Source organism: Salinivibrio proteolyticus (assembly GCF_001996165.1).
Classification (GTDB): Bacteria; Pseudomonadota; Gammaproteobacteria; order Enterobacterales; family Vibrionaceae; genus Salinivibrio; species Salinivibrio proteolyticus.
Window position 1 is genome coordinate 76,266 of the sequence record NZ_MUFP01000012.1, and the last position, 21,901, is coordinate 98,166.

18 protein-coding genes and 1 pseudogene are annotated in these 21,901 nt (G+C 49.0%); 8 read left to right on the forward strand and 11 right to left on the reverse strand.

The annotated features are described in order from the left end of the window. Positions 1–37: 37 nt before the first annotated feature. The 3 genes from BZJ19_RS10640 to cysZ form a co-directional block, all read right to left on the reverse strand. The gene (locus BZJ19_RS10640; protein WP_069587399.1) at positions 38–295 is read right to left on the reverse strand and encodes an HPr family phosphocarrier protein; all 258 of its coding nucleotides are present in this window, start codon (positions 293–295) and stop codon (positions 38–40) included. Between the two features lie 318 nt (positions 296–613). Further along, entirely contained in the window at positions 614–1,582 is a 969-nt protein-coding gene (gene cysK / locus BZJ19_RS10645; RefSeq protein ID WP_077455597.1) for a cysteine synthase A, read from the reverse strand. A 191-nt stretch (positions 1,583–1,773) separates the two neighbouring features. After that, a complete protein-coding gene (gene cysZ / locus BZJ19_RS10650) occupies positions 1,774–2,532 on the reverse strand; it encodes a sulfate transporter CysZ (RefSeq protein ID WP_077675613.1) in 759 nt (252 codons plus the stop codon). A gap of 262 nt (positions 2,533–2,794) precedes the next feature. Here cysZ and zipA point away from each other — a divergent pair, with 262 nt between their 5' ends. From zipA to gltX, 3 genes are all read left to right on the forward strand, one after another. Then, positions 2,795–3,709: a cell division protein ZipA gene (gene zipA, locus BZJ19_RS10655; protein WP_077675614.1), complete on the forward strand. Its 915-nt coding sequence runs from the start codon at positions 2,795–2,797 to the stop codon at positions 3,707–3,709. Between the two features lie 115 nt (positions 3,710–3,824). After that, positions 3,825–5,834 (forward strand): NAD-dependent DNA ligase LigA, encoded by a 2,010-nt coding sequence (gene ligA, locus BZJ19_RS10660; RefSeq protein ID WP_077675615.1) that lies wholly within the window; start codon positions 3,825–3,827, stop codon positions 5,832–5,834. A 105-nt stretch (positions 5,835–5,939) separates the two neighbouring features. Beyond that, complete coding sequence (gene gltX, locus BZJ19_RS10665) at positions 5,940–7,364, forward strand: glutamate--tRNA ligase (protein WP_077455601.1); 1,425 nt, start codon at positions 5,940–5,942, stop codon at positions 7,362–7,364. Between the two features lie 64 nt (positions 7,365–7,428). Here gltX and BZJ19_RS10670 read toward each other — a convergent pair whose 3' ends face one another. Then, the gene (locus BZJ19_RS10670; RefSeq protein ID WP_077675616.1) at positions 7,429–8,679 is read right to left on the reverse strand and encodes a uracil-xanthine permease family protein; all 1,251 of its coding nucleotides are present in this window, start codon (positions 8,677–8,679) and stop codon (positions 7,429–7,431) included. 251 nt (positions 8,680–8,930) lie between these two features. Between BZJ19_RS10670 and BZJ19_RS10675 the strand changes: the two genes are divergently transcribed. Next, complete coding sequence (locus BZJ19_RS10675; protein WP_077675617.1) at positions 8,931–10,085, forward strand: DUF2066 domain-containing protein; 1,155 nt, start codon at positions 8,931–8,933, stop codon at positions 10,083–10,085. A 92-nt stretch (positions 10,086–10,177) separates the two neighbouring features. Here the strand turns inward: BZJ19_RS10675 and BZJ19_RS10680 are convergent, their stop codons facing one another. The 6 genes from BZJ19_RS10680 to miaB form a co-directional block, all read right to left on the reverse strand. Then, on the reverse strand, positions 10,178–10,756 hold the full coding sequence (locus BZJ19_RS10680; RefSeq protein ID WP_077675618.1) for a lipid-binding SYLF domain-containing protein: 579 nt from the start codon (positions 10,754–10,756) through the stop codon (positions 10,178–10,180). A gap of 71 nt (positions 10,757–10,827) precedes the next feature. Further along, positions 10,828–12,393 (reverse strand): apolipoprotein N-acyltransferase, encoded by a 1,566-nt coding sequence (gene lnt, locus BZJ19_RS10685; protein WP_077675632.1) that lies wholly within the window; start codon positions 12,391–12,393, stop codon positions 10,828–10,830. Then, positions 12,389–13,261 (reverse strand): CNNM family magnesium/cobalt transport protein CorC, encoded by an 873-nt coding sequence (gene corC / locus BZJ19_RS10690; RefSeq protein WP_069587389.1) that lies wholly within the window; start codon positions 13,259–13,261, stop codon positions 12,389–12,391. The genes lnt and corC overlap by 5 nt, the downstream gene beginning before the upstream one ends. A gap of 18 nt (positions 13,262–13,279) precedes the next feature. Beyond that, on the reverse strand, positions 13,280–13,750 hold the full coding sequence (ybeY, locus tag BZJ19_RS10695) for an rRNA maturation RNase YbeY (protein WP_069587388.1): 471 nt from the start codon (positions 13,748–13,750) through the stop codon (positions 13,280–13,282). After that, positions 13,747–14,823, reverse strand: a complete 1,077-nt coding sequence (locus tag BZJ19_RS10700) for a PhoH family protein (RefSeq protein ID WP_077675619.1) — start codon at positions 14,821–14,823, stop codon at positions 13,747–13,749. The genes ybeY and BZJ19_RS10700 overlap by 4 nt, the downstream gene beginning before the upstream one ends. A 54-nt stretch (positions 14,824–14,877) precedes the next feature. Then, positions 14,878–16,302: a tRNA (N6-isopentenyl adenosine(37)-C2)-methylthiotransferase MiaB gene (gene miaB / locus BZJ19_RS10705; RefSeq protein ID WP_077675620.1), complete on the reverse strand. Its 1,425-nt coding sequence runs from the start codon at positions 16,300–16,302 to the stop codon at positions 14,878–14,880. Between the two features lie 304 nt (positions 16,303–16,606). Between miaB and BZJ19_RS10710 the strand changes: the two genes are divergently transcribed. The 4 genes and pseudogenes from BZJ19_RS10710 to BZJ19_RS10725 all read left to right on the forward strand — a co-directional run. Beyond that, positions 16,607–17,767, forward strand: a complete 1,161-nt coding sequence (locus BZJ19_RS10710) for a 2-octaprenyl-3-methyl-6-methoxy-1,4-benzoquinol hydroxylase (RefSeq protein WP_077675621.1) — start codon at positions 16,607–16,609, stop codon at positions 17,765–17,767. Positions 17,768–17,794: 27 nt separating this feature from the next. Further along, positions 17,795–18,406, forward strand: coding sequence for an HAD family hydrolase (locus tag BZJ19_RS10715; protein WP_077675622.1), 612 nt, complete (start codon positions 17,795–17,797; stop codon positions 18,404–18,406). 452 nt (positions 18,407–18,858) lie between these two features. After that, on the forward strand, positions 18,859–19,788 hold the full coding sequence (locus tag BZJ19_RS10720) for a DUF2971 domain-containing protein (RefSeq protein ID WP_077675623.1): 930 nt from the start codon (positions 18,859–18,861) through the stop codon (positions 19,786–19,788). A 52-nt stretch (positions 19,789–19,840) separates the two neighbouring features. Continuing rightward, positions 19,841–20,020 (forward strand): annotated as a pseudogene (locus tag BZJ19_RS10725) (IS5/IS1182 family transposase); the annotation flags it as partial. A gap of 106 nt (positions 20,021–20,126) precedes the next feature. Here the strand turns inward: BZJ19_RS10725 and BZJ19_RS10730 are convergent. After that, entirely contained in the window at positions 20,127–21,680 is a 1,554-nt protein-coding gene (locus BZJ19_RS10730) for a helix-turn-helix domain-containing protein (RefSeq protein WP_077675624.1), read from the reverse strand. Between the last annotated feature and the right edge of the window lie 221 nt (positions 21,681–21,901).

Consider the following 21,901-nt stretch of genomic DNA (forward strand, 5'->3'; position numbering starts at 1 on the left):
GTTTACCAAACTTAAAACCGATAGAAAAAGAGCCGGATTACTCCAGCTCGCCCATCAGTTTTACTAGGTGATCAACCGCTTCTTGTGCTTGCGCACCTTCAGCAGAGATAGTCACCATGGTGCCTTTGGTCAAGCCAAGGGTTTGAAGTTTGAACAGGCTTTTTGCGCTCGCGCTTTTACCGTTAGACTCAACAGTGATGTCAGCATCATAGGCTTTCGCATCTTTCACGAACTGCGCTGCTGGACGAGTGTGTAGGCCGTTTTCTGCAGTAATTTCAACTTGCTTCTTATACATGATTCACCCCGTATCTCTATTTTTTTAAATCTATGTATTAAATCTAAGATTAGCTTAACCGCTGACGGGCATTTTCGCTATCCGTTGGCGTTAACCTAACCAAGAAATTGACCGTATAGCTTAATCCATGTCAATTTCCTGTCATCTTTTTGCCGTTTTTGACCTTCCGCTCATCAGGTGATGTCGCTTTTATTTTGATGCGGAAAATAAAAAGGCAGACGTTTTTTACTAAAGCTTAATATAAAAATCAAACAAAAAAGGCCCGATGTGGGCCTTTTGTCAGGGGGAGGTAAATGTGCTTTACGCACTAACCTGCTGTTACTGTTCGTTTTCTAGCTCGGTAAACATGCCTGCGAACAGCGGTGAGCTGAGATAACGTTCTGCAGCACTTGGCAAAATTGTGACGATCTTCTTGTTTGCAAACTCAGGAAGCTCAGCAATTTTGTTGGCAGCGACCACAGCCGCACCTGATGAAATACCGGCCAAAATGCCTTCTTCTTCCATCAGACGACGTGCCATTTCGATGGCTTCATCTGAGGTGACGGAAACCACTTTGTCGATCAGGCTGACATCCAAGTTTTTAGGAACAAAGCCCGCGCCAATGCCTTGAATTTTGTGAGGGGCAGGTTGCACATCGTCACCGGCCAAAGTTTGTGCAATCACAGGCGACTCTGCAGGCTCAACGGCGACGGTCGTGATCGCCTTACCTTGGGTGTTTTTGATGTAGCGGCTAACACCGGTCAGTGTTCCGCCGGTACCGACACCCGCAACAAACACGTCAATCTCACCATCTGTATCGTCCCACAGCTCAGGTCCCGTGGTCTTTTCATGAATTTCAGGGTTAGCAGGGTTATCGAACTGTTGCAGCATTAGGTATTTGCCGGGCTCTGCGGCCATGATTTCTTCTGCTTTTGCGATCGCCCCTTTCATGCCTTTCGGCGCTTCGGTCAGCACCAGCTTCGCGCCCAGCGCTTTAAGCAGTTTACGACGCTCTAAGCTCATCGATTCAGGCATCGTTAGGGTGAGTTTATAACCACGTGCGGCGGCAACATAAGCGAGTGCAATCCCCGTGTTACCACTGGTCGGTTCAATCAGCTCAATACCGGGTTTCAAGGTGCCTTTTTTCTCGGCGTCCCAAATCATGTTGGCGCCGATTCGGCACTTGACGCTGAAGCTCGGGTTACGCGCTTCGATTTTGGCGAGCACGTTTGGCTTAGCTACGCGATTGAGGCGAACCAGCGGGGTATTACCGATAGTTTGTGTGTTGTCTTCGTAAATCTTACCCATTGTATCGTTCCTTCATGACACCGATTAGTTTGGCTATAAGCATATCTCTGATGCCTGTTTTGAAAAGGATCAGTTGGTTATATCTTATTGTGACATCGACCAATATATGATTGGCAAATAGAAGAAAAGCCCACTGAAATTGTGAGCTTTTCTCTCTGAGCGTAGAGGCTTTTGGGTAAGGTCACAACCAGCTAGTAACGCCCGAGTCGTGACTTATAAGTGTCGACCCACAATGCAGTGGCGCCACATACGGCAGCAGGCATAACTAACAGGTTCAGGACTGGCGTCATGGTAAACAACATCACCACAGCCCCAAAGCTGAGTGATGTGCCTCTGCGTTGTTTCAGGCTGTCGCGCATGGTGGGGAAGGCCACCTTGTGGTTATCAAACGGATAGTCACAATATTGAATGGCCATCATCCAAGCACTGAATACAAACCACAACACAGGACCGAGTGTTTGGCCTAAGGCGGGGATCCATAATAGCAGCAGCAACCCCAGCGCCTTGGGAATGTAGTACATCAGTTTTTGCCATTCGCGTTTCATTACCCGTGGCAGATCTTTAACCACATCGAGCATGCCGTCATTGGGCGAGGGGGCGCCGGTCAGCTTGGCCTCTAAATGTTCCGCCAATAAACCGTTGAATGGTGCTGCAATCCAGTTAGCTAAAGTGCTAAAGAAGTAGGAAAACACCACTAAGATAGCAATCACGACCAGCGGCCAAAGTACAAACGACAGCCAAGATAGCCATTCTGGGAGGGTCGTAAGCCAAGTATCAATCCAATCGCCAAATTGAGACAACAAATAAGCAAATGCGCCGCCCATCAATAACACATTGACGATAATCGGGATCACGACAAAACGCCGTAATCCCGGTGTCAGCATTAGTGAAAAACCTTGTAACAAATAGCCAGCCCCGCTTCGAGGCTGAGGATGAACACGGTGGGTCATGACATCTCCTTTTTGATTTGTGGTTATACTACTGGCCCAACCGAGGTGCTGACAACGGTCAAATGCGTGGAAACTTTACGCATTTCTGTCGCTGTATTCGTTAAATTCTCCCCAACTTTTGATACAGTTAACTAAGTTGACCGATTACGCATTGCGTTAGTCAATGTGGCCCGCTTATGATCGACAAAGCGTTTGCGTATCTGCGCACGCTATGCCATAAGCTAATCAATACGCTGAACAAACACAGATTTGAGAATCGACGATGCAGGAATTGCGCCTTGTACTGATTGTTTTGGGAGCATTAGCAATTGCAGCTTTGCTGTTGCATGGCCTCTGGACCAATAAGAAAGAAAAGAGCACCAAGTTTGGTGAAAAGCCGCTGGGAAAATTGGATGACAGCAAAGACGACCAAGGGTTTGATCAAGRCGGGATAGGCGCAGTCCGAGTCGTCAAAAGCGCCTCTGGCGACAATCCGAAACCCAGCCGCAAAGAGCCTGCGGTTAGTTTTGGTGATAAGCCCGATGTCGACCCTTTGTTTGCCGACGAATCGGCGAAGACAGACCCCGTCGAGCCTGCTTTTCCATCCATGTCGGCAGCTGACGATGCCCCTGAGCCTGCCGCTAGCGAGCAATCCGCCGCGCCCTTTACCGCCCATCAAGCAGAAGACGGTGAGGATACTGCGCCGGTCAGTGATAACACGCCGCAACCAGACACTGCCGAGCATGACGCTGAGCAAAATGAAGCTGAAGCCGCTGAGACGGAAGATGAAACTGAAGTGCTTGTTTTGCATGTTCATGCCAACAACAATGCCATTTTCAACGGTCTTGAGTTAACCAACAGCCTTGAGCAGCATGGTCTGCGCTTTGGTGATATGGGGATTTATCACCGTCATTCCGATCCGTCAGGCACGGGCAAGGTGCTGTTTAGTGTCGCGAACATGGTAAAACCAGGCACCTTTGATATCGGTCATATTGATGGCTTTGAAACGCCGGGAATTAGCTTCTTTATGACTCTGCCTTGTTACGGTGAGCCAGAACAAAACTTCAAACTGATGCTACAAACCGCACAGCAGATTGCCGATGAGCTTGGCGGGCTGGTGCTTGACGATGCGCGCGCCATGATGACGCCGTCTCGCCTTGACGAGTACCGAGAGCGGGTTAAAGCCTTCTCTGCATAGGTCGAAGTTGGTCGGTGATTGTTCATCGGCCAACCACCTGCTCGCACACATCTCCATCTTCGCCGTTAATACGTATATACTTGCCTGTCACTCAATCAGTCACAACAGATCAATCATGGCTTACAGCAAAGAACAACTGGATGCGTTGAAGCATCAGCTTAACTACCATGCCTATCGCTACTATGTCGAAGACAGCCCTGAGCTGCCGGACGCGGAGTACGATCGTTTAATGCAAACGTTGCTGGCCATTGAAGCTGAGCATCCTGAATGGGTGACGGCTGATTCGCCGAGTCAGCGTGTAGGTGGCGCACCGCTTAGCGCGTTTGAGACAGTGACCCACGAGTTGGCGATGTTATCTTTGGGCAATGCCTTCAGTGATGACGATCTGGCTGACTTTGAACGCCGCGTTAAAGACAGACTCGGTGATGGCGAGCCGGTCACCTATACCTGTGAGCCAAAACTTGATGGCTTGGCGGTTAGCTTGATTTACGAAAATGGTGTCTTGGTCCAAGCTGCGACCCGAGGCGATGGCACCACAGGTGAAAACATCACCCACAATGTGAAAACGATTCGTAACGTCCCGTTGACGTTGCAGGCGGGAGATTGGCCGACGCGCCTTGAGGTGCGCGGTGAAGTCTTTATGCCTAAAGCGGGCTTTGAAGCACTGAATGAAGCGGCCCTCAAGCGAGGGGATAAAACCTTTGCCAACCCGCGCAATGCGGCCGCTGGTAGTCTGCGTCAACTGGATCCTAAAGTTGCCGCCAGCCGTCCGCTTAGTTTTTACGCCTATGCCGTTGGCATTATGTCGACACCGTTTGGCGAGGGGCAGTTCCAACGCCTGCAAAAGCTTAAACAGTGGGGGCTAGCGCTTAGCCCTGAAGTCAAACAGGTGACGGATTTAGCTGGCGTCAAACGCTACTACCAAGACATCTTAGCCCGACGTGATGCATTGCCCTATGAAATTGACGGGGTGGTGATAAAAGTCGACAGCATTGAAAGCCAGCAAACCTTAGGCTTTGTTGCGCGCGCTCCCCGCTGGGCGATTGCTTATAAATTCCCAGCTCAAGAAGAAATTACCACCCTCAACGATGTTGAGTTCCAAGTGGGACGGACAGGAGCCATCACACCGGTCGCAAAACTGGCGCCTGTTTTTGTCGGGGGCGTGACGGTCAGCAATGCGACCCTACACAATGGCGATGAAATTGAGCGTTTAGGCGTTCATATCGGTGATACCGTGGTGATCCGTCGCGCGGGTGATGTGATCCCACAAGTGGTCGGTGTGGTAGAAAGCCGCCGTCCTGAACATGCGCAGCCGATTGTTTTTCCAACAGCCTGTCCTGTCTGTGATTCTGCGGTCACTCGTGTTGAGGGTGAGGCCGTGGCGCGTTGTACCGGCGGGTTAATTTGCCTTGCGCAACGTAAAGAAGCCATCAAGCATTTCTCCTCGCGTAAGGCGATGGATATTGATGGCCTCGGTGATAAAATCGTTGAGCAGCTGATTGAAAAAGAGCTGATTCATACCCCCGCTGATCTGTTTCGCCTCACGGCGGGCCGTGTCACCGCCTTGGATAGAATGGGGCCAAAATCAGCACAAAATCTGATTGATGCGCTAGAAAAAGCCAAAGCGACCACCTTGCCTCGATTTATCTATGCGTTGGGGATCCGTGAGGTTGGCGAAGCCACGGCACAAAATCTGGCCACACATTTTAAAACCCTCGACGCGCTGCGCGCCGCGGATGAAGAAGCCTTGATTGCTGTCCCTGATGTTGGGACGATTGTGGCGGGCCATATTGTTCGCTTCTTTGCCGAGTCCCACAACCAAGATGTGTTGGATGCACTGTTGGAAACTGGGATCCACTGGCCGGAAGTGGCCCAACAAACGGATGCGCAAGCACAGCCTTTGGCGGGAAAAACCATCGTGTTGACTGGTACCTTATCGCAAATGTCGCGCACGGATGCAAAAGCCGCGCTGCAAGCGTTAGGGGCTAAAGTGACCGGAAGCGTCTCGGCGAAAACAGATATCTTGATTGCCGGTGAAGCCGCTGGCTCGAAACTGACCAAAGCGCAAGATTTAGGTGTGACCGTGTTAGATGAAGACGGCATGCTGGCACTGATCAACCAATAAATACCGCGAGGCTTCGGGGGAATCCCGTGGCCTCGATTGTGGAATTTACCTGTACTGGTAAACTAACTGTCACTCATCATTCTCACCACTGGGATAGGGATCCTAATGACTATCAAAACCCGCTTTGCCCCCAGCCCAACCGGCTTTTTGCACGTGGGCGGTGCGCGTACAGCACTCTATTCTTGGCTAGCAGCACGCAGCCAAGGCGGTCAATTTGTATTGCGTATTGAAGATACTGATCTTGAGCGTTCAACCCAAGAGGCCATCGACGCCATCTTAGAAGGGATGGAATGGTTGGGTTTAACGTGGGATGAAGGTCCATATTATCAAACCAAGCGTTTTGACCGATATAACCAGCTTGTTGACCAACTTTTGGCGGAAGACAAAGCCTATAAATGCTATGCCCCGAAAGAGCTGCTCGATGAGATCCGTGAGCAACAAAAAGCAGACGGTCTTAAGCCACGCTACGACGCTGATCATCCAAAAGTGATTGAAGCGAATCAAAACGCCAAGGCGGATGACCCGCATGTGATCCGTTTCCGCAACCCGAAAGAGGGTAAGGTTGTCTTTGACGACAAGATCCGCGGCCGTATTGAAATTGCGAACAGTGAACTGGATGATCTGATTATCCGCCGTACCGACGGCAGCCCAACCTACAACTTCTGTGTGGTTGTGGATGACTGGGATATGGGGATCACCCAAGTTGTGCGTGGTGAAGACCACATCAACAACACACCACGTCAGATCAATATCTACAAAGCGCTGGGCGCACCGGTTCCTGAGTTTGCGCATTGCTCGATGATCCTTGGTGATGACGGTGCGAAACTGTCTAAGCGCCACGGTGCGGTCAGCGTTATGCAATATCGCGATCAGGGCTTCTTGCCTCATGCGTTGCTGAACTATTTGGTGCGCTTGGGCTGGTCACATGGTGACCAAGAAATTTTCTCGCTCGATGAGATGATTGAACTGTTTAGCCTTGAAGCGATCAGCAAGTCAGCCTCAGCGTTTAACACTGAAAAGCTGCTGTGGTTGAACAACCACTACATTAAGCACGCCGACCCGCAAGAGGTCGCGCAGCACCTGCAGTGGCACCTCGATCAAGCTGGTATCGACATTAGCCAAGGCCCGGCCATCACCGACGTGATCCAGCTGGTCGGCGAGCGTTGTCATACCTTGGTAGAGCTGGCGGAGCAAAGCCGTTACTTCTATCAAGACTTTGATGAGATCGATCCAGCAGCGGCGAAAAAGCACCTGCGTCCGGTGGCTCTAGAGCCATTACAAGTGGCGAAAGGCAAAATTGAAGCGCTGCAAGACTGGAGCGTGGATGCCTTAAAAGCGGTGATCGCCGATACCTGTACCGACTTGGATGTGGGCATGGGCAAAGTGGGTATGCCATTGCGTGTTGCGGTCACTGGTGGTGGTCAGTCGCCTTCTGTGGATGCGGTCATGCACCTGATTGGTAAAGACCGTGTGGTCGCGCGTATTGAGCAAGCGATTAAGCTTGTTGAAGCGCGTGCGGCGCAAGGTTAATCAACGCAACCACCTTAGGTGGGAAAATCCAAAAGGGCGCTAGGCGCCCTTTTTCGATCGGGGGTTAGTGCGAGCCTTCTTCCATCTGCGCACTGTCAACAATATGGTTTTCGCCCATTTTACGTGGCAACACAAGGTTGAGCACAATCGCGACCAGACCACACAGGCTAATGCCTTGTAAGCTAAAATCGCCAATGCCGAATGCCATGCCGCCAATACCAAAGACCAAGGTTACGCCGACAATCGCGAGGTTGCGAGAGTCATGCAGATCGACTTGATTGCGGATCAGGGTATTTAATCCCACCGTCGCGATAGAGCCGAATAATAAGATCATGATCCCGCCCATCACAGGCAAAGGAATGGTCAGTAACACTGCGCCCAGCTTGCCGACAAAGGCCAACACAATTGCCGTTAATGCTGCATAGGTCATAATCACTGGGTTAAATGCTTTGGTGAGCATCACGGCTCCGGTGACTTCGCTGTAAGTGGTATTGGGTGGCGCACCGAATAAAGATGCGGCAATGGTAGCGGCACCGTCACCTGCCATGGTGCGGTGAAGACCGGGTTTTTTCAGGTAGTCTTTGCGGGTGACATTTGAGATAGCCAGCATATCGCCCACATGCTCAACAGCGGGAGCGATCGCCACGGGGATCATGAATAAGATAGCGTTGATATTAAATTCAGGCAGTGTAAAGGCGGGCATGGCGAGCCAGCTTGCTTGAGTCACAGCGCTGAAATCGACCACACCCATGATAAGGCTGGCGATATATCCCACCACGATACCCGCCAAGATTGGCACTAACTTAAAGAAGCCTTTAGCAAACACACTGATCACTATGGTGGTCAGCAGCGATAGCAACGAAATCCAAATCGCCACATCACCGGCGATAATTTGCGTGCCGCCATCGCCGCTTTTCCCCAACGCCATATTGACCGCGGTTGGCGCAAGCCCCAGACCAATCACCATAATGACAGGACCCACCACCACAGGTGGCAACAACTTGTGAATAATGTCGACGCCTTTGACACGGATAATGCCGCCCATAATCAGGTAAACCACCCCAGCCGCCATTAGACCGCCCATAGTAGCGGGAATACCAAAGTTGTTAACACCGTAAAGAATGGGAGCGATAAAAGCGAAAGAAGAGGCGAGGAAAATGGGGACGGAGCGACGGGTGATAAGTTGAAAAATCAGGGTTCCAATACCGGCACCAAAGAGGGCCACATTGGGGTCAAGCCCGGTTAATAATGGCACCAATACCAATGCGCCAAATGCAACAAATAGCATCTGTGCGCCTTGTAAAACTTGCATCATAGTCTCACCTCCAAAAAAAATCGCGAGATGTTAGCACAAAGCCAAGATGTGATGCTTGTCATATTTATCAATGTGAGATCGGTAGCAAATAATCGATGTAACGGATTTCATTCTAGTGGCGAGAGGCAGCGTGGTGAGAGGGCTATGTGAACCAACGGTCAGGAATCAGGTCTTTTTTAGGTAAGAGCATTGCTGAGAGAGGACAAGAGCGCTTATGATCCCAACATCCCATCAATCAATGTGGAAAAACTATGATCCGATTTGTAATGGCCGTGATGGCTATGCTGTGGCTACCCAGCGTCTTTGCCAATAATTTGTACCATGCAAGCGTACCATTAGATAACGGCGCTCAAACGTCGCAACAAGCGGCTAAGCAACAAGGCTTGCTGGACGTGTTGGTCAAAGTCTCGGGACAACGTGACATTGCCGATAATCCCAGTGTGCAGAATCGTCTTAATGATGTGGATGGTTTGATCACCCAGGTAGGATATGGTGAAACGGCGCGTACGGAGAACAGTGAATCGGTACGGACCCTTGAAGTGGGCTTTGATAGCCAGCAAGTGCAAGCGCTGCTGCGTGATGCGGGGTTGCCTTTATGGGGTACGCCGCGTCCGTCCGTTTTAGTATGGCTGGTGGACGATCGTGGTGCTGAACGCGAGATTGTGTGGGAACAAAGCGATGTGGCTTTGGTTGACGCCTTGCGAGACAGTGCGGCCAAGCGGGGTCTGCCTGTACTGGTGCCGGTGGGCGATTTTGATGATCTGATGGCTATCTCTGCCAGTGATCTTTGGGGAGGCTTTATCGGCCCGGTTAGCGACGCGAGTCAGCGCTATCAAGCGGACGGTATTGTGATTGCCAAACTGACCCCGCAGGGCATACGTTGGCAATTCTTCCCCGATGCGAGCGACTTGCAATCCGATCAACAGCGCGGGCAAGGCGACAGTGCGGCTATGATCAATGCAGTTGCCGATTATTATGCGACCCGTACTGCCGTGGTGTTTGATCAAGATGATGACAGTCAAGCGGTGACGTTGGCGATTGCAGGCGTGCAAGGTGGGGATGATTACGTCCAGCTAGAGCGCACATTAGCGGGATTAAATGCGCTACAAAGCGCACACCTTGCGGAGCTCGAGGGAGATACGTTGCGATTTACGGTGCGTTTAGCCGCGTCACAACAAGCTCTGATTAACGAGCTGACCGCGAATCGCGAAATCCGTCTGATGACTCCGCAAGAACGGCTCGATTATGCAGGTAGTGAGAAGATGGAAACGTCACCACAGCAGCCAGCCGGTTCAGCATTAGATAGCTCGGACGAGGGCGTTCGACTCAACAATGAGCCGACACTCGAAGGAGATGTTTTGGCTGAGGATGACACGACACTGTGGTTTGTTTGGCAGTCTTCGTAACCGCATGCGACACACGAATAGAAAGGCCAGCGTATGACGCTGGCCTTTTTCGTTTGGCTGTCCCGTTTAAGATAGATGGTTCATCGCTGCGACTACCAGTTGGCCGGGCTAAATTGCTGACCTGCAAGTGCCGCTTCGACCATCAGGCCACCCTTAGCATGGGTAAAGACAGTCAGACCATTAACGTAATAGGCTTTTGATTGACGGTTGCTGGCTGACGCCGAGGTGCCTGCGGTGCCGGCTTGCGCAGAGGCGCCTTCGGTTAAGGCAGTTGCGGAGGCTTGTGCGCCCAGCTCTACTTGTCCTTTCATAAAGCGGTCATACGCGGCTTGATCTTCAAAAAAGACGATTTCGCTGAAGGCTTGTCCGCCAAAAGTAAGACCGACCGACACTTGCTTTAACTCAGCTGCACTGACCGGCTGACCTTGGCGGTAGACCACGCCCTTACCGTATGCGCCGCCCACCCAAAAGCCGCCTTTACCGACTGAAGGAAACACGGCATAGCCATAGGCGTTATCAAAAAACGGTTGGGTTTGCGGATATTGATAAAACTGATCGCGTGCCAGGTTTGCTTGGCTAATTTGATCCCGCTGAGAATGGGTAGCACAGCCCACTAGGGCGGTCAGTGCCACTAACGCCATGCTCAACCATACATAAGAACGACGTAACATGTTTTTATCCCTCTTCGTCATCAAAGTGAGTCTTTCACATCACACGGTACGTCAGTTTAGGCGGACAAATGTCAGGCGCGTGTGGAAATTTTCCGTGGGGTGCGATGACAAGGCTGGCCGCGATATCGCCAACCAACAAGCCCACTTATCACCACCCAAATCCAAAGCGGGGTATTACCCCATTGGCGATAGGGGGTGAGACCCACAGTGCTGGTGACGGTGGTGGTAAGCACACCGGTTTCAAATTGTGGGAGGGATTGCTGAATATTGCCGCGTGCATCCATAATCGCAGTCACACCATTATTGGTGGCACGAATGACCGGCAAGCCAAACTCACGCGCGCGCATCCGCGCAATTTCTAAATGCTGCAATGGGCCAATTGAGCGGCCAAACCATGCATCATTCGACAAAGTGATAATCGCGTTACTGTCCGGCGTCAAGTTGGCGCGAATTTGCGCTGGAAACGCAATTTCGTAGCAAAGCGCCGTAATGTAGGCCAAGCCATTGGCCGGTAATGCCGGTTGTATGGCCTCGCCCGGTGAGAACGAAGACATGGGCAAATTAAATAAAGGCGCAAGCGGACGCAGTAACGACTCAAAGGGAACGAATTCACCAAACGGGAGCAAATGATGCTTGCTGTATTGCTTCGGCGCGGGATACTGATAGCTAGGCGTATCGGCGCCAACCGCAATCACATTATTAAAATATTGCCCTGCCGCATTTTGGTCTAACACGCCGGTAATGACCGTGGTGTGGTTATTTTTCGCGGCGGTATCTAATTGCTCAAAAAAGCGAGGTAAGTCACGCTCCAACGCCGGAATGGCCGCTTCTGGCCAGATCACCACATCGCTATCCCAATGTTGGCGGGTGAGATCTAGGTACTTCATTAAGGTTGGCCAGCGTTGATCGGGACGCCACTTTAACGCTTGGGGAATATTGCCTTGGATGAGTGAAACCGTTTGTTGTTTCTCAGGATGTGCTTCAACCCATTGGATGGTGTTAAGTCCGTAGGCACACGCGGATAGGCCAGCGATCGCCGCGAGACCAGCTAACTGCTTGCGTCCTTGCCAAGCGCCCCATTTGGGCGTGATTAAAGTCGCCAACCCTGCCATTAGCACCAGCAGCCAAGTGATGCCTTGCACACCGAGCACTGGCGCCACGCCAGCTAAAGGACTATCAATTTGGCTGTAGCCGGGCCACAGCCACGGGAAACCGGTGAAGACCCAGCCCCGTAACCCGTCGGCCACGAGCCATAGGCTAGGCGCAAGAATTAGCCATTTAATCGCGGCATGGCGTACCGAGCAGCGCGCTAACACACCGGCGAATAACGCGGGATACAACGAAAGGTACATTACCAGCAGCGCCATTAAGGACAAGCCTGCTATGGCGGGCATACCTCCAAAATGATCAATACTGACATACACCCAGCTGACGCCGGTGGCAAATTGACCGAGCCCCCAGCAAAAGCCGAGCAAACTGGCCTTTTTGGGAGAGGCGGATTGGAGCAACAGGAATAGACCCCAAAGCGATACCGGCATTAGCAGCCAGTAAGAGAAGGGGGCAAAGGCAAGGGTGGCACTGGCACCAAGCAGGGCAGCCGCGAGGGGCTGCCCAATTTGACGCACAATGTGATTAATCGCTTTCACTTTGAGGTTCGCTACTGTCAGGAATGGTGACTTGTAGCTGAATGATACGACGGCTGTCTGCCGAGGTCACCTTAAAGTGGAAATGTTCGATATCCACTTCCTCGCCGCGATCGGGCAGATGGCCAAAGCTGGTCATAACCAAGCCGCCAATGGTGTCTACCACATCGTCTTGGAACTGACTGCCGAAGTGTGTATTAAAGTCTTCTAACGTGGTCAGTGCTTTTACCGCAAAAGTATGGCGGCTTAGCTGACGGATTTCTTGTTCGTCGTCCTCGTCGTACTCATCTTCGATTTCGCCAACGATTTCTTCCAAGATATCTTCAATGGTGACCACGCCCGATACACCGCCAAATTCATCGATCACGATCGCCATGTGGTAGCGTTCTTCTTGGAACTCTTTGAGTAAGCGGTCAACGCGTTTACTCTCAGGTACCACCACGGCAGGGCGTAACACCTTCTCGATATCGAAGTTTTCGGCATCTGGGCGCAAATAGCGCAGCAGATCTTTCGCAAGTAAGATGCCTTCAACATGGTCTTTGTCATCGCTGATCACAGGATAACGCGAGTGTTGGGCATCAATGATGATATTAATGATCGCTTCCAAAGACTGCGATCGTTCAACGGTTACCATCTGCGAGCGGGGGATCATGATATCTCGAACACGCATGTCGGAGATTTGCATGACACCTTCCAGCATGTCTCTTGTGTCATGGTCGATCAGGGCGTTTTGCTCTGAATCGCGGAACACATCCACCAGTTCCTGTCTGTCTTTAGGATCAGCTTGGAAAAACTGTCCTAGCCGCTCGAAGAAGGTCTTCCTACTCGGACCGTCTGCGTTTTGCGAATTATCGTCGTTCATTCAAATTCATTCAGTTAGTTAACGCTCAATGAAGTCGTTCGCATAGGGATCTGGCACCCCCATGGTAGCTAAAATGTCACGCTCTAAGGCTTCCATTTGCTCGGCTTCATCATCCTCAATATGGTCGTAACCAAGCAGGTGTAAGCTGCCATGCACGACCATGTGTGCCCAGTGATCCATCAGTCGCTTGCCTTGTTGTTCAGCTTCACGCTCAACCACTTGGCGGCAAATGATCAGATCGCCGAGCAAATCAATGTCGATACCGGGAGGGGCATCGAACGGAAACGATAACACATTTGTGGGTTTATCTTTGCCACGATAATCGCGATTCAAGCTCTGGCTCTCACCTTCGTCAACCAGACGAATCGTGACTTCCGCTTGTTCACGCGCGTTGCGTACGGCGTGTTCAAACCAAGCTTGGAGCTGATCATCACTGGGCAACCCGTCAGTATTATCACACGCCAGCTGAACATCCACGTAATAACTCATGATTGTTCCTGCGATTGGCTGTGTTCAGTATTCATTTGTGCTTCGCGTGCCTCACGACGACGCGCTTCGGCTTCTTTGCGTGCGCGCGCATCTTCCGCTTCCCATTTATCATAGGCTTGAACAATACGCGTCACCACGGGGTGGCGAACCACGTCGTCAGCTTGAAAGAAGTGGAAGCTGATTTCTTTGACATCAGAGAGCACTTCAATGGCATGACGTAAGCCTGATTTCGCGTTGCGTGGCAAATCCACTTGTGTCACGTCACCGGTGATCACAGCGCGCGAATTAAAGCCAATCCGAGTCAGGAACATTTTCATTTGTTCCACCGTCGTGTTTTGGCTTTCATCGAGAATAATAAAAGCGTCATTGAGGGTACGGCCACGCATATAGGCCAGCGGCGCGACTTCAATCACGTTACGGTCAATCAGCTTTTCAACGCGCTCAAAGCCAAGCATTTCAAACAAGGCATCGTACAAAGGGCGCAGGTAAGGATCGACTTTTTGGCTGAGATCGCCGGGCAAAAAGCCCAGTTTTTCACCGGCCTCTACCGCAGGACGTGTCAGCAAAATACGGCGAATTTCTTGGCGCTCAAGTGCATCAACCGCCGCTGCGACCGCCAAGTAGGTTTTACCGGTTCCCGCCGGACCAATACCAAAGGTAATGTCATGGCTAACCATGTTGGCAATATATTGCGCTTGGTTTGGCGTACGCGGTTTGATCACCCCTTTTTTGGTTTTGATATTAATCTCTTTACCGTATGGGATGCTTGATTCGGTGGTTTGCTCGAGTACGCCCGATTCTTTGATTGCCAAGTGAATGGCTTCCGGCTCAATGTCTGGGTAGCTGCCACGCACTGGGGCAGTATCAACATACAAATGCTTGAGAATATCTACCGCGGTATTAGCGGTATGTGGCTTGCCAACAATCGAAAACGCATTGTGTCTGTGATTAATTTCCACACCCAAGCGGCGTTCTAATTGTTTGATATTGTCGTCAAACGGGCCACAAAGATTGGCAAGTCGGGTGTTATCGGCTGGCTCTAAAGTAAGATCAAGAGTGATAATTTTAGACAAGGTTATCCTCGCTTTAGGCGCCGGCTTCCCGGCGCCTTTGAATCGATGAACTCCTTAAGGAGTATATACACCAACGCCAAGCTCGTTTTCATTACGTGTTTTCGCCATGATTTCGGTTGGCGAGACGGCGACACGCAGGTCCATATCTTTTTCAGTACGAACCAGCTCACCGCGGAGCGAGTTTGGCATCACTTCAGTAATTTTGACGTCAACAAATTGGCCAATCAAATCGACAGAGCCTTCAAAGTTAACGACACGGTTGTTTTCGGTACGGCCGCGTAGCTCCATCAGATTCTTACGAGATGGGCCTTCAACCAGAATACGTTGCTCCGTGTTGAGCATCAGGCGTGAGTAACGCATCGCTTGGCTGTTAATTTGTTGCTGCAGGCGGTACAGACGTTCTTTTTTCACTTGCTCTGGGGTGTCGTCAGGCATATCGGCGGCTGGCGTCCCAGGGCGTGGTGAATACACAAAACTAAAGCTCATATCGAAGTCGATATCCGTGATCAGCTTCATGGTCGCTTCAAAGTCTTGGTCCGTTTCACCCGGGAAGCCGACGATAAAGTCAGAGCTGATGGTAATATCAGGGCGCGCTTGACGCAGCTTACGAATTTTCGACTTATATTCGATAGCGGTGTGCGGACGCTTCATCATAGTCAGAATACGGTCCGAACCACTTTGCACCGGCAAGTGGAGGAAACTCACCACTTCTGGCGTATCACKATACACCTCGATGATATCGTCAGTAAACTCAACCGGATGGCTGGTGGTGTAGCGAATACGGTCAATACCATCGATCGCGGCCACATAACGCAGCAGTTCGGCAAAGGTACAAATCTCACCGTCGTGCATTTCACCACGATAGGCGTTCACGTTTTGTCCCAGCAGGTTCACTTCACGGACGCCTTGCTCGGCCAGTTGGGCAATCTCAAACAGGACATCGTCGAGCGGACGGCTCACTTCTTCACCACGCGTATAAGGCACCACGCAGAAGGTACAGTACTTCGAGCAGCCTTCCATAATCGAAACGAAAGCGGTCGGTCCTTCTGCACGCGGCTCGGGAAGACGATCGAATTTCTCGATTTCCGGGAAGGTAATGTCCATCACGGGCGCATGATCTGAGCGTGATTGTTTGATCATCTCAGGAAGGCGGTGCAGCGTTTGCGGGCCAAAAATTACATCCACATAAGGTGCGCGCTCACGGATGTGGTCGCCTTCTTGTGTTGCTACACAGCCACCAACCCCGATCACCAAATCTGGATTTTTGTCTTTCAGTGTTTTCCAACGCCCGAGTTGGTGGAAAACCTTCTCTTGCGCTTTTTCACGGATAGAGCAGGTGTTTAGGAGGAGAACATCTGCTTCTTCTGGTTGCTCGGTCAGCTCGTAACCACCGGAAGCATTGAGCAGATCTGCCATTTTGGATGAGTCATACTCATTCATTTGGCAACCCCAGGTTTTAATCAGCAGTTTCTTAGCCATGTAACTTTACGCTCGTTTTTAATCTTATGGTCGACATTACCCCTCAAGCTGTGTGGTTTTTAACCAGTCAATCAGCTTGGCAAGCCGCGTATTGTACTGCTTTCCAATAACGCTGACCAGATCACAGGGCCGATGAAATGATCCTCAGAACCTTCAATCTTGGTAAGGCATTGACAAAGGACACAACCTGACTCGCATTTATGGTGGTTACTGCCAAGAACATTGACGCAATTTGATCTGATTTAGGTCGAATTCTCGTTAACCTTCAGTAGAATGCCCTCATTGCTGGTAAAAAGAGATAGTCATGAACCCATTTGAAATCATTATTGTTGGCGGTGGCATGGTGGGTGCAGCCACTGCGTTGGGATTAGCGCGTCAGGGGCGTCAGGTTGCATTGATTGAGCGCCAAGTTCCCCAGTCATTTTCGCCCTCACAGCCAATGGATCTTCGTGTTTCGGCTATCTCTCATGCGTCGGTGGCGCTACTGTCCGATTTAGGGGCATGGACGGACATTGAAGCTATGCGTGTGTGTCCATATCGCCGCCTAGAAACGTGGGAAGCGGAAGACAGCCGTGTCTGCTTTAGCGCAGAACAACTCGACTTACCCCAACTGGGATATATGGTCGAAAACCGTTTGATTCAACTCGGACTCTGGCAGCAATTCTCACGCTATGACAACTTGCACGTTTTCTCGCCCGCGTCGATTACATCAATGCATCAAAAAGGGCAGCAACACTATGTTGAGTTAGACAACGGCGACACACTGACAGCGTCGTGGTTGATTGGTGCGGATGGCGCGAATTCTCGAGTACGAGATTACGCCAAGATTGGCATCACCAGTTGGGACTATCGCCAACATTGCATGCTGATCAATGTCGAAACCGCGTCGCCGCAGCAAGATATCACGTGGCAACAATTCTTCCCTTCAGGGCCGCGCTCCTTCTTGCCGCTATGCGGCCAGCAAGCCTCCTTGGTGTGGTACGACAGCCCTCAACGTATTCAGCAATTATGTCAGTTAGATGCGGCGCAGTTAAAAGCAGAGATTGTGGCAAATTTCCCCGCCGAAGTTGGAGAGGTAACGCCTGTTAACTGGGGCGCATTCCCGCTGACGCGACGCCATGCGCAGCAGTACCATCGTCATGGCGTTGTAGTGATTGGTGATGCTGCCCACACCATTAACCCACTCGCAGGACAAGGGGTGAACCTAGGCTTTAAAGATGTAGCGGCCCTGTTGGATGCCTGTGCCGATGCAGGCAAACACTGGCAGGATGATGCGACATTAGCAGCTTATGAGAAAGCACGCCGCACCGATAACATGATGATGCAAACCGGCATGGATGTGTTTTATGCCGCGTTTAGCAATCGAATTACGCCTTTAAAACTAGCGCGTAATGCGGTGTTCAAACTGGCCGAACACAGTGGCCCAGTGAAAAAACATGTATTGAAGTATGCGTTAGGGCTTTAATCTTCGCGACAAGAGCAAGGACGCGATATGGTGAACTACCAGACGATTATTTTTGATATTGGCAATGTGATGGTGCGTTGGTCACCGGAAGAAATCATCCGTCTAACCTTAGGGGACGCGGCGGATGCCCACGCGTATGCCAATCAAATCTTCCCCAGTGACACTTGGCAAGCGCTGAACCGTGGCACGCTCACCGAAGCGCAAGCCAAGCAACGTTTTGCCAAAGAAACGTCGCTAAGTCCTACGCAGCTTGAGGCACTGTTTTATTACATTAAACAGACTCAAATTTGCCTTTACGGTAGTGTCGAGTTACTTCACTCGGCCAAACAGGCCGGATACGATGTCTATGCGTTAACCGATAATGTGCGCGAAATTGTTGCGTTCTTAAAACAGTGCTATGCGTTTTGGTCGCTGTTTGATGGTGCCATCGTGTCAGCCGAAGTAGGGTACCTAAAACCCGAGCCTGCCATTTATCAACGCTTGTTGGATGACTACCACCTCGATCCAGCCTCTTGTGTGTTTTTGGATGACAGGGTCGCGAATGTAGAAGGTGCCAAAGCGCTAGGCATGGCGGGGATCCCCTTTACCGATGCACAGCAATGCCGCGCAGAACTCGCCAAGCTGGGAATCGTGGTGTAGCGGGTTCAAAATCCGTTTCCTTTGGGTGTAGCGGTTCAAGTCCGCCCACCGGTAACATACATAGAAAGGTCGCTTCTATAGCGGTCCTTCGTCGTTTTAAGTACTGATAAATATTCTACTTTTTAGGTTTTTTCCTCAGTTTCCCTTTTTCGTTGTCACATCTTTTTCGCTCCAATAGGCTCTTTATCCTCCTTAAAATTTCTCCCATGGTCCATATATGGTTCATCGCATGACGATTCTGTGCGCAAGGGAATCCTAGTAAATCCAACAAATGCAAAAAGCAGCCGTCGAGCAAGCTAGTATTAGCAAGTGCTCTGAGCTACCAGAACCGTGATACGACAACAGTAACTTTAAAGTGCTATGAGTACATTGTTTTGTACAAGGTCACTGTGTATCGAATAGTTTTGTGCTCTAATCATCTTTAATTACTAAAAGTGGAGAAGGTTATAACAATGGGAAGGAAAGTATACAAATATATGGGATCTGATGTGCTACCACTTGCTTTTGACGAGGAGGGAAGTGTTAGTATAAAGTTTTCTTTCCCAAAAGATTACAATGATCCGTTTGAATTATTCTTATCAATCGATCCTTCACAAACAGAGCCGGAGATTTTGGCGTTTTATAAGGATATAGTACAAGAAATTCCACAGCGTCCTACCACTTGCTTTTCCAAGTCCCCTATTGTCACTCCTATGTGGGCTCATTACGCTTCAAATTTAACAGGGTTTGTTCTTGAATTTGATGAAATGCTACTGATGGAGTACCTAAGTGACTCATATGTAGAGGATGTAAATTACCTCAGTGAAACCTCTCCAGAAATTCGTAATCAACTGAATAGAGCTTATTACGTTGGAAAGCCTAGACACGCGATATGGTTGAATAAAGCAGCAAACCATATTGCCTATTTTAGTAAGCATGATTGCTGGGGTTACGAGAAAGAAAGACGATTGGTAGTTAATAGTGATGATCTAGATAAAATAAATGAAAATATGTTGATGCACGTCCCGATGGAGTGTGTGACAGCAATTGTCGCTGGTGCCAGAGCGAATGAATATTCTTTCAATAAGAGCATAGATCTAGCCAATGAGATAGGTTGTAAACACTATGATCTATTTATTGGGAAGAGCTACAAACAACCATATTTTAAAGATTCATCCGGACATAGTTATGTGTTTGATGGTGAGAGTATTGTTGGTTCAGAGTCTTATTGTGATGACTGTAAGGAGCCCTTATCAGACTCACATCAAGAGTTATGTGCATGGTGTGCGATTGATGAAGTACATCAACATGATGCAATGATTCGAAATCCTTTGAGAATGCTTAATAGAATAGGAAATCTCGAAGAGTACATTCGCGGATTCAATGCAGTAGGTAAGAAATGATATCAATTGGATAATCGTTTGRGTTCTAGTCGAATAAGCCAACCTCCATAGAGAAGAGGATTATAACCAACGCTCTCTGTCAGAAACAGGCATGTCCCGATACAAAACGTTACTTAGCCCTAAGCTGACTCTGCGTAATTACAATGCACAAGTTGGCGAAGCATTAGCCAACGTGAAAGTGATGAACAAAGTCATAAGACTCGGTATGCCTGTTAGCTATCGAGTTGATTGATAGGATAAATCCTATTGGGATCAGTGCGTTAGGGGAATGATTTGATCAACAACGCCTACTCAGAGTGATAAGCACGCGTGAAGTTGCGTGCTTATCGTTTTCACCTCTACCCTAGAACCTCGACGTCGCTGAACATGTAGCCGTGTTCTAGTAGTGATTGCTTCGCTGACTCTTTGATATCGGCATCAATATGAGTGAGTAATTCTTCTGCTGCTAGTTTGGGTTGTATTGTTAAGATTTGTTGGTCGCAAATACGAGCTTCTTGTAGAAGAACCAGATCATTATTATTTAACGAATATATCAAAGTCTTCCCTTTGGTTTCTCTTTCTTTAGAGAAGACTAATTGACCACCTATTTGAACGGGATGGATGATTGGCTCTGGCGTTAGATCATTGAGCATTTCTTCTAGTCCGTTTAATAGCTCTAATTCATGTTTTTTCCCATTTAAAGCTATTGGTAGTTTGTCACATTTCAAAATGCTGTCTGCAAATACCGCTAGGTTGCTCAGACGAGCGTCTTGTATACCAAGTTCTTTACCAGATGCTAGATCTTCACAAGCCTTTTGGTGGAATGTTTTATCGCTATCCAACTTGGAACAGAGTCCGAGTTCTTTCTCTTTGAGTTTGAAAAGATCAGAGTAACGTTCCTGTTGTTCTTCTATGAATTTTTCAAAGTTGCTTTGAAGATTTTTAGCAGAATCAATTGCGAACTCGATATCTTCAAATTCGATAAAACCTTCTGGTTTTTTAATCGAGTCAGAGAAATAGGTATCACGACTTTCTAGTCTTAGCGAACCGTACTTTGGACCAAATTGACTGTCATCGAGAAATTGAGCAACTCTCTCCATAATGCTCACGAGTTCTGCTAGTGGGTGGGTGAAGTACGTGCCAGTGTGGTTAAAATCTTGTATGGCTCTTTCTAAACTGTCTAGAAGTTCTTGTTTGATTATTTCAAGATTTTCATTTGGCTTACTATGAAACGAAAAGTTTCTTTGTAAGCAATTTGAAACTGAATACTCAATCGTACTTTTAAAAATATCTTTATTCTTCTGTTCACGATGATTTTTGCTTTCTATCTGTTCCTCTGCCTGTTGAATCGCCTTTTTAAGCTGTTCGAGTACGGATTGCATAGTATTTTGGTAACTTGAAGGTAATACACCAAATGGTTTTACATATGGAGATATTTGACCAAGAAAGTGCTCTGGGCGTTTTTGAGAATTAATATCTAAATCAACCTCTTTACAAACGTATGCGTGATGTTGGTCCGTGATAATCTTATTTAATGATTCTAATGACTCGACACTGTAGAACTTCTCTCGCAGCTCCAACGAAAGTGAAGGTAGCTCTCGTACAAAGCCTTTAAGCTGATTAACTAGGAACAGGTCTAAATCTTCTTTAGCTAAAGCCAAACGCACCGATTTGGAAACCTTGAATGTTGTCGCTTTTTGGTTTGGTAAGCGGAGGTTTAACAATGCTCTTAGCTTTTGAAGATTTTCACTACCCGCTTTTTCTCCATTTTCCCAGCCATTAATTCTGGACTGATTGACCCCACATCTGCGGGCTATTTCTGACCTAGGGATATTCAAAGATACTAGTTGCTCGACAATGCTTTTAGCGCAGTCCTTATCAAGCTTTTGATTGTGGGTTATTGACTCTGACATAGACACCTCTTTTGGGGTTAAGTTTTAAATGACTATAAATGCATATGAGAATGAAATGAAAGGAAAACTTACGGAAATTTTATTTTATAAATAATTGAAATTAAAGGTAATTTTTGTTTTTTAAGGAATTAATAAAGAAATTTTGCATGTTTTTAAGGTGCTTTTGGATGAAAGATACCTTGCCATTCGTTACTTTTGGGAGATTTTTCACATGAGAGGAG

Excerpts from the sequence above, each read along its gene's own strand:
- ligA (WP_077675615.1), top strand. The coding sequence starts at position 3,825 with ATGGCTTACAGCAAAGAACAACTGGATGCGTTGAAGCATCAGCTTAAC.
- BZJ19_RS10670 (WP_077675616.1), bottom strand. The coding sequence starts at position 8,679 with ATGATGCAAGTTTTACAAGGCGCACAGATGCTATTTGTTGCATTTGGC.
- cysZ (WP_077675613.1), bottom strand. The coding sequence starts at position 2,532 with ATGACCCACCGTGTTCATCCTCAGCCTCGAAGCGGGGCTGGCTATTTG.
- cysK (WP_077455597.1), bottom strand. The coding sequence starts at position 1,582 with ATGGGTAAGATTTACGAAGACAACACACAAACTATCGGTAATACCCCG.
- ybeY (WP_069587388.1), bottom strand. The coding sequence starts at position 13,750 with ATGAGTTATTACGTGGATGTTCAGCTGGCGTGTGATAATACTGACGGG.
- BZJ19_RS10680 (WP_077675618.1), bottom strand. The coding sequence starts at position 10,756 with ATGTTACGTCGTTCTTATGTATGGTTGAGCATGGCGTTAGTGGCACTG.
- gltX (WP_077455601.1), top strand. The coding sequence starts at position 5,940 with ATGACTATCAAAACCCGCTTTGCCCCCAGCCCAACCGGCTTTTTGCAC.
- BZJ19_RS10730 (WP_077675624.1), bottom strand. The coding sequence starts at position 21,680 with ATGTCAGAGTCAATAACCCACAATCAAAAGCTTGATAAGGACTGCGCT.
- corC (WP_069587389.1), bottom strand. The coding sequence starts at position 13,261 with ATGAACGACGATAATTCGCAAAACGCAGACGGTCCGAGTAGGAAGACC.
- BZJ19_RS10710 (WP_077675621.1), top strand. The coding sequence starts at position 16,607 with ATGAACCCATTTGAAATCATTATTGTTGGCGGTGGCATGGTGGGTGCA.
- BZJ19_RS10640 (WP_069587399.1), bottom strand. The coding sequence starts at position 295 with ATGTATAAGAAGCAAGTTGAAATTACTGCAGAAAACGGCCTACACACT.
- BZJ19_RS10715 (WP_077675622.1), top strand. The coding sequence starts at position 17,795 with ATGGTGAACTACCAGACGATTATTTTTGATATTGGCAATGTGATGGTG.
- BZJ19_RS10675 (WP_077675617.1), top strand. The coding sequence starts at position 8,931 with ATGATCCGATTTGTAATGGCCGTGATGGCTATGCTGTGGCTACCCAGC.
- BZJ19_RS10720 (WP_077675623.1), top strand. The coding sequence starts at position 18,859 with ATGGGAAGGAAAGTATACAAATATATGGGATCTGATGTGCTACCACTT.